We start from the raw sequence: 16,119 nt of genomic DNA on the forward strand, positions 1-16,119 counted from the left end.
GCCCGACAACGGTGCTTCCCACCGGGCCGGTTCTCACCGGCCGGCGCCCGAACGGGCAGAGCCCACCGATATCCGCTTCCGCAGTCGGCACTTGCACGACTCTAATTCCAGACGCAGGAAAGGTCCTATGATCGACTTTGCTTCCTCCCCTCAGTCCACCCTCGGCGTGGAATGGGAGATTGCACTCATCGACCGTGAAAGCGGCGAACTGACCCAGCGCGCCGCCGAGGTGCTCGGCATCCTGCGCGAGCGCCGCCCCGAGCTGCTGGAGCCCGCCTCCGACCGGGCGCACGTGACCGGGGAATTCCTGGAGAACACCATCGAGGTCATCACCGGCATCTGCACGACCGTGGCGCAGGCCTGCCGCCAGCTGCAGGAGCTGACCGACACCATCCGCGAGATTACCGACGGGCTGGGTATCGAGTTCTACCCGGCGGGCACGCACCCGTTCTCCCGCTGGTCCGAGCAGCCCGTCGTGGACAAGGAACGCTATCGGCGCGTGGTCGAGCGCGCCCAGTATTGGGGCCGCCACATGGTCATTTACGGTGTGCACGTGCACGTGGGCGTGGACTCCCGCGATAAGGTTCTGCCGCTCATTGACGCGCTCACCAACTACGGGCCGCACCTGCTGGCACTCTCCTGCTCCTCCCCCTACTGGGAGGGCATCGACACCGGGTACGCCTCGCACCGCACCCAGCTCTACCAGCAGCTGCCGACCAACGGCCTGCCCTTCCACTTCGACACCTGGGAGCAGTACTGCGAGTACCTCGACTCGCTCGTGGCGACCGACGTTATCAATGACCCGAGCGAGGACCGCTGGGATGTGCGCCCGGTACCGCGCTACGGCACCATCGAGATGCGCTATTGCGACGGCCTGGCCTCCCTGCCGGATGTCGCCGCGGTTGTGGCGTTCACCCAGTGCCTGGTGGAGTACTTCTCCCGCCGCATCGAGGCAGGTGACAAGCCCGAGGTGCTGGCGCCCTGGCACGCGCAGGAGAACAAGTGGCGCGTGGCCCGCTACGGCCTGGACGCAAAAATCGTGGTTTCCAACGCGCCGGAGCAGCGCACCCTGCGCGAGGACTTTGAACTGCTGTTGCCCGAGCTGGAGCCGGTGGCCCGCGATCTTGACTGCGAGCTGGAGCTGGCGCAGGTGCGCCGCATCCTCGCGGAGGGTACCGGCGCCGACCGCCAGCGTGCAGTGTTCGAGCGCACCGGCTCGATGCGTGAGGTGGCCCTGGATGTGGCCGCCCAGTCCCGCGCGCAAGCCTTGCGTTAGTGCCGCTCCCCTACGGGAAGAAAAACTTAGATATAGAGATGCCTCGGCGCAGTACATTGAGAGACTGTGCCGAGGCATTTCCATGAGCGTCTCAAGGCGAGCCGCATGAACGCGTTCGCGCTGATATTCCTGCAGGAGTTGCCCGTTTAGAAGCAGGCAACTTAGAAACAGACAGTGGTCACCGGTAGCGAGGAGTCCGTCGTAAAGTCCACGCCCGAGGGCTCGCAGCCCGCGGCGACCAGGCGAGCACCCAGGGCGGCAACCATCGCGCCGTTGTCGGTGCACAGGGTGAACTTCGGGATAATCAGGCGCACACCCTCGGAGGCGCATCGGGCGGCAAGCAACTCACGCAGACGCGAGTTAGCCGCCACGCCACCGCCGAGCAGCAGGGTCTTCATGCCCTGCTCGCGGCAGGCGAGCATCGCCTTCTTAGTGATGACGTCCACGACCGCTTCCTGGAAGGAGGCCGCAATATCTGCGACCGGTACCTCTTCACCGGCGGCTTCGAAGCTCTCAATCACGCGTGCCACGGCGGTCTTCAGGCCCGAGAAGGAGAAGTCGTAGCGATGCTCTCCGGGGTTCTCGGCGGTGCCCATGAACTTGCGGCTCGACAGGCCGCGCGGGAACACGAAGGCGTTGCGGTTGCCCTCTGCGGCGGCGCGGTCGATGGCGGGGCCGCCCGGGTAGTTGAGGCCGAGCAGGCGGGCGACCTTGTCGTAGGCTTCACCGGCGGCATCGTCCAGGGTTGCGCCGAGCAGACGCACGTCGGAGGTAATGTCGCGCACCTGCAGGATTTCGGTGTGACCACCAGAAACCAGAAGCGCGCCCAGGCCGCCCGAGCCGGCGTTGGCCAGCAGGTCGGAGCCGTCCTCGGTGCCATTGTCCTCGAGCAGACCAACGCCAACGTGGGCGACCAGGTGGTTAATGCCGTAGAGGGGCTTGCCGGTGGCGATGGCGAGCGCCTTTGCCGCGGAAACACCCACCATGAGGGCACCGGCCAGGCCGGGACCCGCGGTGACGGCGATGGCGTCCACTTCGTCGAGGGTAATGTCCGCTTCGGCGAGTGCCGCCTTGAGGGCGGGAATCATCGCATCCAGGTGGGCGCGAGAGGCAATCTCGGGAATCACGCCGCCGAAGCGCACGTGCTCCTCCATCGAGGAGGAAATGGTGTTGCTCAGCAGCTGCGCGCCGCGCACAATGCCGATTCCGGTCTCGTCGCAGGAGGATTCAATGCCCAACACGAGGGGTTCGCGAGTGCTCATAGTTCGTCTTTCTGTCGCGCGGCCTCACGTCGGCCGCACGTGTAATGCTGTGGTGAAGAAAATAGCTGAGGAATGAGGGGGAATACCGTGCTATCTAGAACGCACATTCCATGATGATGGCATCGGTCCCATCCTCGTAGTAGCGGCGGCGCACGTGAATCGCACGGTAGCCATTACGTTCGTAGAGGCGCTGGGCGCGCGGGTTGTCGGCACGCACCTCCAGCAGGATGCGCTCGGCACCCAGCTCGCGGGCTCTCGCGTGCATCTGCTCGAGCATGGCCCGGCCGAAGCCGCGCCCCTCGTACTCGGGAAGCACACCGATGGTCTGCACGTCGGCGGTATCGGCGACCACCATGGTACCGCAATAGCCAATGGCGAGCCAGGTATCTTCCCCATCGGTGAAGTACCGTTCGGTAACGGCCTCCGAGTCATCGCCCACCGCGTTCTTCGCGGGGATCTCCAGCAGGTAGTACGTGCGGGTCGGGTGGGTGATTTCCGCCAGGAACATGTCGATGTGCCAGGCGTCGGCGGGGAATAGGGTGGTCTCCATGGCATGCATGGCCTGCACATCGGGCAACTCAGCCACGCGCAGGCGAGCGCCCCTGGCCAAACCGTCCCGCACGACGTTTTCAGAGTTCTCGGCTGCGCTCATTTAGCCCTCCCTCTGCCCGACAGTTTGTGCGGTAGCACGTGCGGCCTGCTTCTGCTGGCGGGCCAGCATCGCGGCGGGGATCTTCGCATCGGAGTCACGCAGGTACAGGGCTGAGGTGTCGAGGCTCAGGGCGTCAAGGCCCCGTCGTGCCGCGGCAGCCAGCAGGTACTCGGCGTGGGGGTGGATTTCCTCCCCCGCTTCCACAAGATCCCAGCCCAATTCGCGCAGGGTTTCGGCGTACAGGCCGGCACCGTAGCCGTAGGCGTAGGAGGGGCCCTCACCGGGCAGAATTTCGGAGGCGGGGCTCACGGTCGGCCCGTCCACCAGGCTGTAGCCCTCGGTGTTGACGCGGTAGCGTGCGGAGTAGACCTCGCGGCGGCGCGCATCGGAGGCGACCAGCAGCTCAGCGCCTTCCGCCTCGCCGGCTCCCCCGCCCTGAGCGAATACCCGTTCTTGATAGGCACGCTCGGCCAGAGCGGTCAGACTCATCATGCCGTACACGGGCACGGACCAAGCAAATCCCAGGGCGCGCGCGGTGACAATACCGGCGCGCAGGCCGGTGAAGGGGCCGGGCCCGGTACCGGTCAGAATCGCGTCCAGCTCCTCGCCGCGAACGCCGGCCTCCTGCAGGGCGGCGTGGGCGAAGGGGGCCATGACTTCGGCGTGGGAGCGGGTATCTTCGCTCTCGAAGCGGGCCAGGATATCAAAGGAAGCACCGGCTTCGGAGCCGTGCACGCGGGCGAGCGCCACGGATGCGGTGGCGGATGAATCAAGGGCAAGTACTAGCACCCTCCCATTCTAACGCGCACCCGCCGAGGCCCCCGGCGGGTGCGCCGGGAGCGATACGCGGTGCCCGAGGGGCTCCGGGAGGCTTATAGCGGGCCGCCCGCCATATCTGTACGGGGGGGGCTACGCCTCGCGGAGTCGGTCGGCGAGCTCCTCGAAGGTACCCTCCCAGCGGGGGCCGAAGGCGCGCACGCGCAGCAGGCGAGGCTCGGACACATCCGCCTCGAGGTCCACACCATCCGAGCCGTCCTCGGCTACGCTCTCATCTTCGTCGTCCCAGCTGAATTCCTCCGAGTAGGCAAAGCGCGCATCGGCACCGGTCAGGCGGGTAAAGTCCAGCTCCAGGCGGGAATCGCTCAGGTGCTCGGCCTTGCCGCGACCCCACTCGATGACGGTCACCGAGCGCGGCAGGGAGAACTCCAGGTCCAGGTCGTCGAGCTCCTCGGCGCTGGAGAGGCGGTAGGCGTCCACGTGCACCAGGTCGGGGCCACCGGGTCGGGGGCCCTCCGGCAGGTTCGGGTGAACGCGCGAGAGCACGAAGGTCGGGGAGATAACGCCCTCGCGCACGCCCAGCCCCTCCCCCAGGGAGCGGGTGAACGTGGTCTTGCCCGCGCCGAGCTCACCGGAGAGCAGGAGCACGTCCCCGGCTTTAAGGTATTCGGCCAGGGCGAGCGCCAGGCGGCGCGTGTGGTCGGGCCCGGTCACGTCCAGGTCGAGGGCGGCGGAGACATACTCAGACATTTTTAGCCCTCGCGCTCTTCGTTCGCTGCCTCGGCGGTCTCGGTGTCCCAGAGCCCGTCGAGTTCGGCCTCCACCCAGGAGCCGCCCACGTACACGCGGGGCACGCGGTACGAAATGCGGGTCACGATTTCGTAGTTAATGGTCTGCGCGGCCTCGGCCCATTCTTCGACGGGAGGGTTCTCGCCGGCTCCGAAGAGAACCACCGGGGCTCCCAGGTAGCCCAGAGCGGGGTCGCTCAGGCCCGCCTCGCCCAGGTCGACAACCATCTGGTCCATGGCGATGCGACCCACCACTCGGTAGTTCTTACCCTCCGGTCCCGCGGGGATACGCCCGGCCGCTTCGTCCTGTGCGCCGGGGTAGATGCGCACCGGCGCGTTCTCCGCGATGCGGGGCACGCCGTCGGCGTAGCCGAGGGGCACCAGAGCCAGGGTCGTGGGCTTCTCGGTGTGGTAGCGCAGCCCGTAGGAAACGCCCTGACCTGCGGGAACTTCCTTCACGTTGGCGATGTAGCTGCCCACCGTCATGGCCGGTTCAAGCCCCAGGTCCGCGGACGTCGCCTCGGGAAGCGGGGAGAGGCCGTAGAGGGCCAGGCCGCAACGCACGCCGTCGACGAGCAGGCTCTCATCGGCCTGCCAGCCGTCCAGGGCGGCGGTCAGGGTTGCGGGAGAGTTAGCCAGGTGCACGAGCTCGGGAGTCAAACCCGCATCCTTCGCCCGGGCGACGAAGCCCTCTAGAACCTTCAGCTGCTCCGCGGTTTCGGAGCGGAGGGGTTCGTCGGCCACGGCCAGGTGGCTGAAGATTCCCTCCACGCGGACCAGGCCCTCGCGTTCCAGCTGGGCGGCGCGGGCCACGAGGGCCGGCCACTCTTCGACCGTGGCGCCGTTGCGGCCCAGGCCGGTGTCAGCCGCCAGGTGCACGATGGCACGCTCGCCGGTGTGTTCGGCGGCGGCGGCAACCGCCTCCAGGTCCCAGCCGGAGACGCCCAGGCGAACGCCCTCGCGCAGGGCCGCGTCAAAGTCGGTGGAGGGGGTGTGCAGCCAGGCGATGAGGGGGGCTTCGATACCGTCGGCACGCAGCTCCAGGGCCTCGTTGACGTGCACGAGACCGAGCATGTCGGCGCCGGCGGCCAGGGCGGAACGAGCCACCGGGTAGGCACCGTGGCCGTAGGCGTCCGCCTTGACGATGGCGATGAGCACGCGGGGGCCAATCAGCTCCTTGAGGCGGCGCACGTTGTGCTCGATGGCGTCGAGGTCAATGTACGCGGTGCGTTCCTCACGCTCGGGGGTGCAGGGCGGGCAGTACAGCGGTGCGGCCTGTTGCTCGGAGGGGTGGGTCATGTCCGTCGAGGTCTTTCTCGTGGTGGGTTCTTTCGTGGGCCGCCGTGAGGCGGCCGGTCTGTACTAAATTCTAGACCTCCCGACGTGTGAAAGTCCTGTCGCGATACACTAGGCGGGTAGGTCTTTGCGCTGTGCTATAGAGAGGAAAGCGTCGATGAGTAGCCCCGAGGCAATCCGAACGGTTCACGTGTACTCTATGCACACCGACCCCTTTGCACAGCCCGGTAGCGGGGATGCGGGCGGCATGAACGTCTACATCGCGCAGTCCGTGCGGGCCATGCTCACCATCAATCCTCAGCTGAAGGTCGAGGTTTTTACGCTGAACCGCACCCCGCAGGCTCCCGAACGGGCGCACGTCGAGGACCCCGAGTGGGGTTCGCGCCTGGTACGTCACTACATTGACGTTCCCGCGGCGCGCGAAGCGACAAAGAACGACCTTGCCGAATACCTGGAGGACTTCGCCCAATCCTGCGTCGCCCAGGCCATGAATGTTCCCGATGTGATTCACGCGCACTATTGGCTCTCCGGCTGGGCTGCGGTGCAGGCAGAGGGCGCGTGGAGCCGCAGGCTCTTTCCCGGGCGGGTTCCCAACGGAGCCGACGACTCCGGTAGCTCCGATGGTTCCGGCGAGCATCGCCTCTCGACCAGGGCCGTCGCAATTTTCTTCACCCCGCACACCACCGCGGCCGCCAAGGATGCGCGGCGCGGCCCGGGCGAACCCCCCGAACCGCGTATTCGCCACAGCATCGAGAACCGGCTACCGGCCTTCGTGGACGGGTACATTGTGAACACCCCGCTGGAGGCCGAGGAACTGGCGCAAAGCCACCCGAGCCTCTCCGGGCGAATCAGCATTATCACCCCGGGAGTTGATACCGACATCTTCCGCCCGCTCCCCGGCGTTCACCCCGATCACGACACCTCCGAGACCCGGTGCCGCATCGTGTTTGCCGGCCGACCCCAGCCGTTGAAGGGGCCGCACCTGCTCGTGGAGGCGCTCGCCCTGCTCCCCCGGGACCTCCAGGTGGAGCTCGATATTATTGGCCGTTCCGAGTCGGACTACGAGCAGCGTCTGCTGGAGCGCGCCGCCGAGCTCGGCCTCGCCGATCAGGTTCGACTGAAGGATCCGGTACCGCCGGAGGAGCTCGCCCGCGTCTTCCGCAGTGCCGACATCGTGGCCTGTCCTTCCTCGTCTGAGACCTTTGGCCTGGTCGCTCTGGAGGCGCAGGCCTGCGGTGCGGCGGTCCTCGCCTCCGACGTTGACGGCCTGCGTTTTGCCGTGGAAAACCACCGTACGGGTCTGCTTGTGGCGCCCCGCACCGCCGAACGCTGGGCGGTGGCTATCGAACGCCTCGTGCGCGCCCCGTACCTGCGCCACTCCCTGGGGGCGAACGCGGCGGCCCGCGCCCGCTCGATGAGCTGGGAATCCACGGCCCGCAAGACTCTGGACGTCTACGAGACCGCTGTGCCGGTGCCTCGGCCCGCTGAAACATAGCCGCTTCGCGAAGCTTACATCACCCTCGACTTTTCTACTTCCACCAATTCCCCAAAGGAGCTTTCATGTCCTTCTCCATGAGCCGCGATGAATTCGCCGCTTACCTGGACTCCGCCCGCATTACCGGCGAGGTGGCAACCCCCCGCGAAAACAACCTGGACCATATTCAGGGTTTCCTTGACGGCAACGAGCACCTCGAGTTTGGCGTGCAGTGGACCCGCGATTGGGACTACGACTCTGTGTTTGAGGTGATGGTTCGCCTCGCCGGTCTGAACCCCGACCGCTCCCACACACACGGCCAGGACACGATCGGTGCGGAGCAGTGCATCAGCGCCCTGGAGGAGTACGCCCGTATCTTCGGTGATGCGGTGCGCTCCGGCTCCCGTATCCTGTTTGCGACCGGTCACCCGGCGGGCCTTTTCCCGATTTATGCGGTGCTGGCCGCGGCGGCCCGTGCCGCGGGTGCCGAGGTCCTTCAGATTGAAGAGGGCGAGCGTTTCCTGGACGGCGATGTCCGCCAGATTATGGACGTCGTGATGTTCGAGCAGTACGGCAACCTGCAGCACACGCACTTCCCCGGCCCGATGCGCATCGCCCTGGACCAGCTGCAGGCCCGCGGTGTGGTCCCCGACCTGGTGGTTTCCGATCACGGCATGGCCGGCTACGCCTCGTCGACTCGCAAGCTGCTGACGATTGGTATCGCCGATTGCAACGATCCGGGCCTGTTCGTGGCCGCGGAGCAGGGGGATCTGCCGGTGTGCGTGCCGATGGACGATAACGTTCCGCCGCGCCGTTACGAGCCGATGATTGATTTCATCCTGGACCGCGCGGGCCTCGAGCGCCCCTAGGAGGTTCTCGCCGTTTTCGTCATGGTTTACCCCGCTGGTCGGGCTGCCGTGTGTAACTCGATACCCTGGATTCGCAGGTTACCGCCTCGCGAGGTCCGGGGTATCGTTTGTTGTCACTATTCCTCGTACTCGACCTACCGCGAACGGGCTTTTACGCTGTTCTGAGAATCCCCGCAGGAAAGATGCACGCGGGTATCAAATATAGCGTCCATCATTTGGTTATCTCCTAGTCGAGAAAGCTTATACATCTTTCACCCTCTGTGATTGATTTCATCACTATAGGCGACAGATATCGCTATCGTTCTTCGGGACGGAAGACCCATAAACCCGTAGAATAGTTTACGGAACACGTTATTGTGCTTCTGGCTCGATATAACGCTCCATTAGGCGCCTCACCAGCGCCTTTACCGTAATCCCTGCCATTGTTTACTCAGCACGGTTACTGTTCACTCATTCAACAGACAAAGATAAGAATACGGCTCCTTGCACCGATATTTAGGGGTAAATGTGCCTATTCGCCGCTCTCTGTCCGCAGCACAGGACAAATTTCCGGGGAAGATTACACCGTTGAAAGTACAAGATCGTCTCAAAAAAATGTGGGGCGCAGACTTCGTTGTTAAGCGAAGCTGGCACCCGAAGGTTCAGCGTGCCCTCTACCTGGGTGATTTTGCATCCATCACCCTGGCGGTTCTCGCTGCCCACCTTATTCGATTCGGCCTAGAAAACGCAGACCTGCCCTACGTGAATGTCTGGCCCATTAACGTTCTGGACGGCCGAGTGCCCGCTCTGGATTACATTTTCCTGGGCTTCGGCATGATTATCGGCTGGTGGGTTATCCTCCAGCTCAATGGCTCTCGTAGCCTGCGCATCATGGGCTTCGGCACCGAGGAGTACCGCCTCATCACTCGCGGTACCACATACTTCTTCTGCGGGCTTATTATTCTGGCGTTCTTCCTCAAGGTTGACGTCACCCGCATGTACTTGCTGATTGCTTACCCGCTGGGCCTTCTCTTCCTGCTCATCGAGCGTTGGATGATTCGTCAGGGCCTGGTGCGTTCCCGTATCCGCGGTCGCGCGCTAACCCGCGTCATGATTATTTCCGATGTGACGACCGGTCAGCACCTGTACAAGAACCTGGAGGGCGTGGTTGCTTCCGGCCTCTCCCCCGCAGCGTTCTATCTGCCCGGTTTCACCCCCGGCACCACCGTGGCCGGCGCTCCGATTCCGGTGCTCGGTTACAGCACCTCCCCGGCCGATATTATGGATGCCATCCGCGAGAACGACATTCATATGGTCGCCGTTACGAACGGTCATCACCTGAGCCCGGATCAGGTGCGTCTGCTGGGTTGGAAGCTCGCGGACGCCCACATCTCACTGATTATGGCTCCCGCTACGACCGATATCGCCGGCCCCCGTATGCATATGCAGCCGCTGAACGGCCTGCCGCTGGTGCACGTGTCGACCCCGCGCATCACCGGCTTGTCGGCCTTCTTCAAGCGCTCCGTGGACGTCATTGCTTCGGGCCTGGGTCTGATTCTGCTCTCTCCGCTGTTCCTGGTGGTTGCTCTGCTGGTTAAGCGTGATGGCGGCCCGGTCTTCTTCCTTCAGAACCGTGTGGGTCTGAACGGTGAGCTGTTCAAGATGGTGAAGTTCCGTTCCATGCGCACCGATGCGGAAGAGGTTAAGAAGCGTCTCATGGCGCAAAACGAGGGTAACGGCGTGCTCTTCAAGATGAAGGATGACCCGCGTATTACCCCTATTGGTAAGTTCATCCGCAAGTACTCGATTGACGAGCTGCCCCAGCTGTGGAACGTGTTCATCGGCGATATGTCGCTGGTGGGCCCCCGTCCGCCGCTGGTGGAAGAGGTCGAGCAGTACGAGGATATCGCGTACCGTCGCCTGCTGGTGAAGCCCGGTATTACGGGCCTGTGGCAGGTGTCGGGTCGTAGCGATCTCTCTTGGGAAGAGTCGGTTCGCCTGGACCTCTACTACGTTGAGAACTGGTCGCTGACCGGCGACTTCATCATTCTCCTGCGCACCGTTCGTGCGGTCTTTGCGAAGGAGGGCGCGTACTAAGGTACGCCGTGGGTTTTCCCACCGGTGTGTATGCCGCTCTAGAGAGGTTGTCCCGGCACAGGCATCTCGAGCATCGCACGCCGATACGTAAATGCGTCGAAGGGGCGTGAACCCAACGGGTTCACGCCCCTTCTGCGTTTATCTGCCGTATTCATGCTGCGATTGAAAGCCTCAATCGTTTAGGCAGTGGGCCGCGCGGGAGATTCTTTCCCTAATCCGCGAGGAGTCGTGCGATTACCTCCGGCAACATCTGAGCCACTCGAGTGGCGGGTGCGGGCCCATCCAGGGGGTCTGCGGTATTTCCGGTGACGCTGGCTCGGGCGGCCTGACCGTGCAGGTAGACGGCGAGGGCGCCCACTGCGGAGTAGGTGCACACCTCGATGGGCTCGTCGCCGGCGTTGAGCACTGCAATGGTTTGGGCCAGCAGAGCGCCGTAGATACCGGTTAGGGTATCTCCGCTACCGGCGGTGGCCAGCCAGGGGGTTCCGCCGGCCACGCTGTAGGTGGCGCCGTTGGGGGCCGCGATAATCGTGTATCCGCCCTTGAGCATGACGGTTGCGCCGGAGAGCTCGGAGGCGGCACGCGCCCAGCGGAAGGGTTCGGCGTCGATATCGCGGCGGCTGGGCACGATAGCATCCCCCAGATGAGCCTCCCAATCACTGGGAGCAACCTCGTGCACGATACGCAGGAAGCGTTCAAGCTCGCCGGCGTGCGGGGTCAGAATCTTGTGGGGTCCGAGGCGCTTACCGGTGGCCAGGTATTCAGCGGCCAGGTCGCAGGCACCGGCATCCAGGATGGCCGGCTCCGGCGCGTGCAGTAGGTAGCGGTTCTTATCCAGCGAGTCGTGGCCGGATCCGGAGCCACCGGCCCATACGGTCACCCGCTGCACTGCGGGGGTTCCGGAGAAGTAGACGGCCTCGGGGTTGTGGGCAATCATGAGCTGGCGTAGCTCGTGGGAGTTCGTGCCAAAACGTACCATACCCACGCCGCAATTGAGCGCGGCGCGCACGCTCATCAGGGCCGCCCCCGGATACTCGAGGCTTCCGGTGAGCATACCGAGCACCCCGCGGGTGTACTTATGAGAGTGGGCGTTGGGGACCTCGAGGGTATCGCGGAAGTCTTGTCGTTCCATGACGCGCATGGCGGGCTTGAAGCGGTTGAGGGCTTCCGGCACACCCAGGGTGTAGAGCTTAACGTCGCCGGCGTGCTCGCTGTGAACGGTTCCGAGCGGTAGCTTACGGCCGATGAAGGTGACGGTGCGGTCAGCGCGTAGAACGGGTTCGTGAACGGTCCCTCGGTTGTTGTCGATACCAGAGGGGGTGTCAACGGCAAGCACTCGGCCGAGGCGGCCCTTCTTCTGGGTTGCGCGCAGGGTACGCAGGAACTCCCCCGCTTCTCCTCGCATGGCGCCGCTCGAGCCAGTTCCGAGGATGCCGTCAATGATGAGGTCGTATTCCTTCACCTGTTCCAGGGCTTTGGCGGGGTCGAGCACCCGCGTGCCTTCGCCGCCCTCACGGGCGATAAGCTCTAGGTTCTTTTCGCTGGGTTCGAAGACCACGGCGTCCACACGGTGCCCGTTAGCGCTCAGCCGAGCGCCGGCGTAAACGGTGTCAGATCCGTTGTTGCCCGGGCCAACGAGCAGGAGTACGGAGGCTCCCTGTCGGCCATCGAGCAGGCCAATGGCTTCGGTAGCGACCGCGTCGGCGGCACGCTGCATGAGGTAGCCGTCGTAGTCGGGTGCCTCGATGTAGGGCTTTTCCGCTTCACGAATCTGGGATGCGGTGTAGATAAGCTTCATTGCTGTCTCCTTAGTGGCGGCGGATGGACCGGGGTGCCGCGGGGCGCGGCGGGTGGGACCTGCGGCTAAACGATGGCGCGAAGAATCCTCTTCTACCCCTCGTCAGCGGAGGTTTCGGTGATGACGCTGAGCCGGTAGCTTTCGGGGTTGAACTTCCGCAGGTGCTCCAGTTCGGCGTCGCTCAGATACTCTGCGGTAGCGATGGCAATAGCCATGGGCTCATCGTGGGTGAGTGAAAGGTGGATGCGGTTAATCCCGAGCTTTCGAGCGCGGTCGGCGATAGTACCGCGAATGATGAGGTAGGGCTGCCCGCTTTCGGCGGTGGCGACCTCGCAGTCCTGCCAGTTGAGCCCGGCGGGCGCTCCGAGAACCTTGGCGACGGCTTCCTTGGCGGCGAATCGCACAGCTTGGGAACGCACGTTACGGCTTCGCTCGTTGGGGGTGAAAATGCGGCGTATGAAGGCCGGCGTTTCGGTGATGATCCGTTCGAAACGCTCAATATTGACGGTATCTACGCCGATTCCCATGATCATGAGGTACACCTTCCCTTGGCGGGTACTACGGCCGCGGTCGTTGCGGCTTCTCTTGTTTTAAGTCTAGCGAGCTTCCACGCTTCTGTGCGGCTAAGCGTCAAATATGACGCGTTTCAAATCTCCTGACGTTCCTGTTCGGTTACTCTGCGCGTTGTCTTGTACTCGTCATTCGGATAAATGCAAAGGGCGGTGGTTGAGTTCCCTAGGGAACTCAACCACCGCCCAATCGAGCAACGTTCGAGCCGTGTGATTACTCCACGGTCACTGACTTTGCGAGGTTACGCGGCTGGTCAACGTCCAGGCCCTTAGCTTCTGCCAGTGCGCATGCGAAGATCTGCAGGGGCACGGTGGCCAGCAGCGGCTGCAGCAGCGAGGGGCATGCCGGGACGGTGATGAGGCGGTCTGCGTAGGGCTTGACTGCCTCGTCGCCTTCCTCAGCAATGACGATGGTGAAGGCGCCGCGAGCGCGCACCTCCTGGATGTTGGAGACGACCTTGCCGTGCAGGGAGTCGCGTCCGCTTGCGGAGGGAACCACAATAATCACGGGCTGACCCTCGTCAATCAGAGCGATCGGGCCGTGCTTGAGCTCGCCAGCGGCGAAGCCTTCAGCGTGGATGTAGGTGATCTCCTTGAGCTTGAGTGCGCCCTCCATAGCAACGGGGAAGCCCACGTGGCGGCCGAGGAAGATGACGGAGGAGGCATCCTTCATCTCCACGCCCAGTTCCTTAACCGGTGCGTCGTTGTCGATGACCTTCTGAATCTTCTCGGGCATCTGCTGCAACTCAGAGAGGATCGAAGCAATCTCGTCCTTGTACTTGTTGCCGCGCAGCTGTGCCAGGTACAGGCCGAGCAGGTATGCTGCGGTAATCTGTGCCAGGAACGCCTTGGTCGAGGCCACTGCGATTTCGGGGCCGGCGTGGGTGTACAGCGCGGCGTCGGATTCGCGGGGCAGGGTCGAACCGTGGGTGTTGCAGATGGAGATAACCTTTGCGCCCTGTTCGCGTGCGTGGCGCACGGCCATCAGGGTGTCCATGGTTTCGCCAGACTGCGAGAGGGCCACAATCAGGGTCTTCTCGTTCACGATCGGGTCGCGGTAGCGGAACTCGTGGGCGAGCTCAACCTCGGTGGGGATACGGCACCAGTGTTCGATGGCGTAGCGTGCCACCTGGCCCGCGTATGCGGCGGTACCGCAAGCAACCACGATGATCTTGTCAATCGAGCGCAGCACCGAGTCGTCGATGTTCAGCTCGTCGAGGGTCAGATTACCATTCTCGTCGAGGCGGCCCATGAGGGTCTGCTCAACGGCGGTCGGCTGCTCGTGGATTTCCTTCTCCATGAAGGAGTTGTAGCCGCCCTTTTCGGCTGCGGCTGCGTCCCACTCGATGTGGAAGGGCTTACCCTCTGCGGGATTGCCCTCGAAGTCGATAATCGAGTAGTCGGTTGCGGTGATGGTCACGATCTGGTCCTGACCCATCTCCACGGCTTCCTTGGTGTAGTCGATGAACGCGGAGACGTCAGAGCCGAGGAAGTTCTCGTTCTCGCCCAGGCCGATAACCAGCGGGGAGTTGCGGCGGGTTGCCACAACGCGGTCCGGGTGGTCGGCGTGGATAGCCAGGATGGTGAATGCACCTTCGAGGCGGTTGGATGCTACGCGTACTGCCTCGGTGAGGTCACCGGTGCCGAGCTTGTTGTAGATGCTTGCGATGGTTGCTGCAGCTACCTCGGTGTCGGTCTGAGATGCGAACTCTACGCCTTCGGCGAGCAGTTCGGCACGCAGTTCTGCGAAGTTTTCGATAATACCGTTGTGGACGACGGCGAGGCGGCCGTTGTCGACAACGTGGGGGTGAGCGTTGTTGTCAGTGGGTCCACCGTGGGTTGCCCAACGGGTGTGACCGATACCAATCTGGGAGTCAGGCAGGGGGTGTTCCTTGACCTCGTTCTCAAGGTTCAGGAGCTTACCAGCCTTCTTACGGAATACGATGCCGTCGGGGCACACGAGTGCCACGCCGGCAGAGTCGTAGCCGCGGTATTCCTGGCGGCGCAGACCTTCGAGGACCACGTCATATGCGTCGTGGTCAAACTTGTTACCGTCCGGGTCAAAGCCCAGACCTACATATCCTACGATTCCACACATGCTATAAGTTTATCCCATGGTCCAGGTTATCCGCGCAGGGTGAAAATCTGTTATTCGTCACGCTGGGAGCTATTTTTCTAACGCGTCTTTTATTCTCTTTTGCTGCGCCCTCCCTTATTTCTTTACGCTTCCCTTTTGCCGGGTTTTATCCGATTGTATTTTCCCCGTGGACGCAAAGTTCGTACACTTGTATAAATGAGCTCCGCACCGTATTTTTCCGGCGATGACCGCTTTATGCGTCTCGACCGCTCTCGCTGGTCGCACCTGGCCGATGAGATTTCCGTTCCCCTCAGCGCAGAGGAGATTGAGTCCCTGCGCGGCCTGGGCGAAACAGTTGACCTCGAGGAGGTTCAGCGTATCTATCTGCCTATTTCACGTCTTCTGAACCTCTACGTCACCGCGGCGTCTTCCCTGAACCACATGACGAATGATTTTCTGCATCTGTCCCAGCGCAGGGTACCGTTTATTATCGGCGTGGCGGGCTCGGTCGCCGTGGGAAAATCAACCACGGCACGCATCCTACAAGCGCTTTTGAGCCGCTGGCCCTCCACTCCAAACGTTCAGCTGGTGACGACGGACGGATTTCTATACCCCAAGGCGGAGTTGCAGCGACGCGGCATCATGCACCGCAAGGGATTCCCGGAGTCCTACGATCGTCGAGCCCTGCTGGAGTTCGTTTCTAGGGTCAAGGCGGGTGCTGAGCGTGTCACGGCACCGAAGTATTCGCATCTGTACTACGACATCATCCCCGACGAGCGCATTGAGGTAACCGCCCCGGATGTCCTTATCCTCGAGGGTCTGAATGTCCTGGCTCCTTCGCACGCGGAGGGCCCGGAAACCTCCGATCTGACCCTCAGCGATTTCTTTGATTTTTCCATTTACGTGGATGCGCGCACCGAGGATATTGAGCGTTGGTACGTCGACCGTTTTCTGGCCTTGCGTTCTTCCGCTTTTACGAATCCCGAGTCTTATTTCAAGCGATATGCCGAGCTTAATGACGAGCAGGCCGTTGAGGTAGCAACGGGTATTTGGAAAAGCGTGAACGAGCCAAACCTCGTACAAAATATATTGCCCACCCGCGCTCGCGCCCACCTTATTCTTCAGAAAGGTCCGGAGCATACGGTGGATCAGGTTCTTTTGCGCAAGAATTAGTCCACCCCGCCTAACACAATACGTACGAATAG

The 16,119-nt window shown here is 63.1% G+C and carries 13 protein-coding genes; 5 read left to right on the forward strand and 8 right to left on the reverse strand.

Annotated elements, in window-relative coordinates; translation table 11 throughout:
• The first annotated feature begins 127 nt into the window (after nt 1-127).
• Nucleotides 128-1,276, forward strand: a complete 1,149-nt coding sequence (locus HMPREF2874_RS07365) for a glutamate--cysteine ligase (RefSeq protein ID WP_070649815.1) — start codon at nt 128-130, stop codon at nt 1,274-1,276.
• A gap of 161 nt (nt 1,277-1,437) precedes the next feature.
• Here HMPREF2874_RS07365 and tsaD read toward each other — a convergent pair whose 3' ends face one another.
• The 5 genes from tsaD to alr form a co-directional block, all read right to left on the reverse strand.
• Nucleotides 1,438-2,538 carry a tRNA (adenosine(37)-N6)-threonylcarbamoyltransferase complex transferase subunit TsaD gene (gene tsaD / locus HMPREF2874_RS07370; protein ID WP_070649817.1) on the reverse strand — a complete coding sequence of 367 codons (1,101 nt, stop codon included), beginning with the start codon at nt 2,536-2,538 and terminating at the stop codon, nt 1,438-1,440.
• 94 nt (nt 2,539-2,632) lie between these two features.
• Nucleotides 2,633-3,190 (reverse strand): ribosomal protein S18-alanine N-acetyltransferase, encoded by a 558-nt coding sequence (gene rimI, locus HMPREF2874_RS07375; RefSeq protein ID WP_070649819.1) that lies wholly within the window; start codon nt 3,188-3,190, stop codon nt 2,633-2,635.
• The gene (gene tsaB, locus HMPREF2874_RS07380; RefSeq protein ID WP_070649821.1) at nt 3,191-3,979 is read right to left on the reverse strand and encodes a tRNA (adenosine(37)-N6)-threonylcarbamoyltransferase complex dimerization subunit type 1 TsaB; all 789 of its coding nucleotides are present in this window, start codon (nt 3,977-3,979) and stop codon (nt 3,191-3,193) included.
• A 120-nt stretch (nt 3,980-4,099) separates the two neighbouring features.
• Nucleotides 4,100-4,717 carry a tRNA (adenosine(37)-N6)-threonylcarbamoyltransferase complex ATPase subunit type 1 TsaE gene (gene tsaE / locus HMPREF2874_RS07385; RefSeq protein WP_070649822.1) on the reverse strand — a complete coding sequence of 206 codons (618 nt, stop codon included), beginning with the start codon at nt 4,715-4,717 and terminating at the stop codon, nt 4,100-4,102.
• Nucleotides 4,718-4,719: 2 nt separating this feature from the next.
• Complete coding sequence (gene alr / locus HMPREF2874_RS07390) at nt 4,720-6,054, reverse strand: alanine racemase (RefSeq protein WP_070649824.1); 1,335 nt, start codon at nt 6,052-6,054, stop codon at nt 4,720-4,722.
• 154 nt (nt 6,055-6,208) lie between these two features.
• On the opposite strand from alr, the gene HMPREF2874_RS07395 reads away from it, so the two are divergent.
• The 3 genes from HMPREF2874_RS07395 (at nt 6,209) to HMPREF2874_RS07405 (ending at nt 10,470) form a co-directional block, all read left to right on the forward strand.
• Nucleotides 6,209-7,546, forward strand: coding sequence for a glycosyltransferase (locus tag HMPREF2874_RS07395; RefSeq protein WP_070649827.1), 1,338 nt, complete (start codon nt 6,209-6,211; stop codon nt 7,544-7,546).
• Nucleotides 7,547-7,611: 65 nt separating this feature from the next.
• Nucleotides 7,612-8,394 carry a phosphatase gene (locus HMPREF2874_RS07400; RefSeq protein ID WP_070649829.1) on the forward strand — a complete coding sequence of 261 codons (783 nt, stop codon included), beginning with the start codon at nt 7,612-7,614 and terminating at the stop codon, nt 8,392-8,394.
• A 594-nt stretch (nt 8,395-8,988) separates the two neighbouring features.
• Entirely contained in the window at nt 8,989-10,470 is a 1,482-nt protein-coding gene (locus tag HMPREF2874_RS07405) for a sugar transferase (RefSeq protein WP_070649831.1), read from the forward strand.
• 211 nt (nt 10,471-10,681) lie between these two features.
• On the opposite strand, the gene HMPREF2874_RS07410 is transcribed toward HMPREF2874_RS07405, so the two are convergent.
• The 3 genes from HMPREF2874_RS07410 to glmS form a co-directional block, all read right to left on the reverse strand.
• Entirely contained in the window at nt 10,682-12,268 is a 1,587-nt protein-coding gene (locus HMPREF2874_RS07410) for a bifunctional ADP-dependent NAD(P)H-hydrate dehydratase/NAD(P)H-hydrate epimerase (protein ID WP_070649833.1), read from the reverse strand.
• Between the two features lie 92 nt (nt 12,269-12,360).
• On the reverse strand, nt 12,361-12,801 hold the full coding sequence (locus HMPREF2874_RS07415) for a holo-ACP synthase (protein ID WP_070649835.1): 441 nt from the start codon (nt 12,799-12,801) through the stop codon (nt 12,361-12,363).
• A gap of 250 nt (nt 12,802-13,051) precedes the next feature.
• A complete protein-coding gene (gene glmS / locus HMPREF2874_RS07420; RefSeq protein ID WP_070649837.1) occupies nt 13,052-14,935 on the reverse strand; it encodes a glutamine--fructose-6-phosphate transaminase (isomerizing) in 1,884 nt (627 codons plus the stop codon).
• A 195-nt stretch (nt 14,936-15,130) separates the two neighbouring features.
• On the opposite strand from glmS, the gene coaA reads away from it, so the two are divergent.
• Nucleotides 15,131-16,087, forward strand: a complete 957-nt coding sequence (gene coaA / locus HMPREF2874_RS07425) for a type I pantothenate kinase (protein WP_070649839.1) — start codon at nt 15,131-15,133, stop codon at nt 16,085-16,087.
• Nucleotides 16,088-16,119: the final 32 nt, after the last annotated feature.

The sequence above is a fragment of the Rothia sp. HMSC068F09 genome, from assembly GCF_001812775.1.
GTDB lineage: Bacteria > Actinomycetota > Actinomycetes > Actinomycetales > Micrococcaceae > Rothia > Rothia mucilaginosa_A.

Coding starts and splice junctions, on each gene's coding strand:
- tsaE (WP_070649822.1), bottom strand. CDS start 4,717: ATGTCTGAGTATGTCTCCGCCGCCCTCGACCTGGACGTGACCGGGCCC.
- HMPREF2874_RS07405 (WP_070649831.1), top strand. CDS start 8,989: ATGTGGGGCGCAGACTTCGTTGTTAAGCGAAGCTGGCACCCGAAGGTT.
- HMPREF2874_RS07365 (WP_070649815.1), top strand. CDS start 128: ATGATCGACTTTGCTTCCTCCCCTCAGTCCACCCTCGGCGTGGAATGG.
- coaA (WP_070649839.1), top strand. CDS start 15,131: ATGAGCTCCGCACCGTATTTTTCCGGCGATGACCGCTTTATGCGTCTC.
- HMPREF2874_RS07395 (WP_070649827.1), top strand. CDS start 6,209: ATGAGTAGCCCCGAGGCAATCCGAACGGTTCACGTGTACTCTATGCAC.
- alr (WP_070649824.1), bottom strand. CDS start 6,054: ATGACCCACCCCTCCGAGCAACAGGCCGCACCGCTGTACTGCCCGCCC.
- tsaD (WP_070649817.1), bottom strand. CDS start 2,538: ATGAGCACTCGCGAACCCCTCGTGTTGGGCATTGAATCCTCCTGCGAC.
- HMPREF2874_RS07400 (WP_070649829.1), top strand. CDS start 7,612: ATGTCCTTCTCCATGAGCCGCGATGAATTCGCCGCTTACCTGGACTCC.
- HMPREF2874_RS07415 (WP_070649835.1), bottom strand. CDS start 12,801: ATGATCATGGGAATCGGCGTAGATACCGTCAATATTGAGCGTTTCGAA.
- HMPREF2874_RS07410 (WP_070649833.1), bottom strand. CDS start 12,268: ATGAAGCTTATCTACACCGCATCCCAGATTCGTGAAGCGGAAAAGCCC.
- glmS (WP_070649837.1), bottom strand. CDS start 14,935: ATGTGTGGAATCGTAGGATATGTAGGTCTGGGCTTTGACCCGGACGGT.
- rimI (WP_070649819.1), bottom strand. CDS start 3,190: ATGAGCGCAGCCGAGAACTCTGAAAACGTCGTGCGGGACGGTTTGGCC.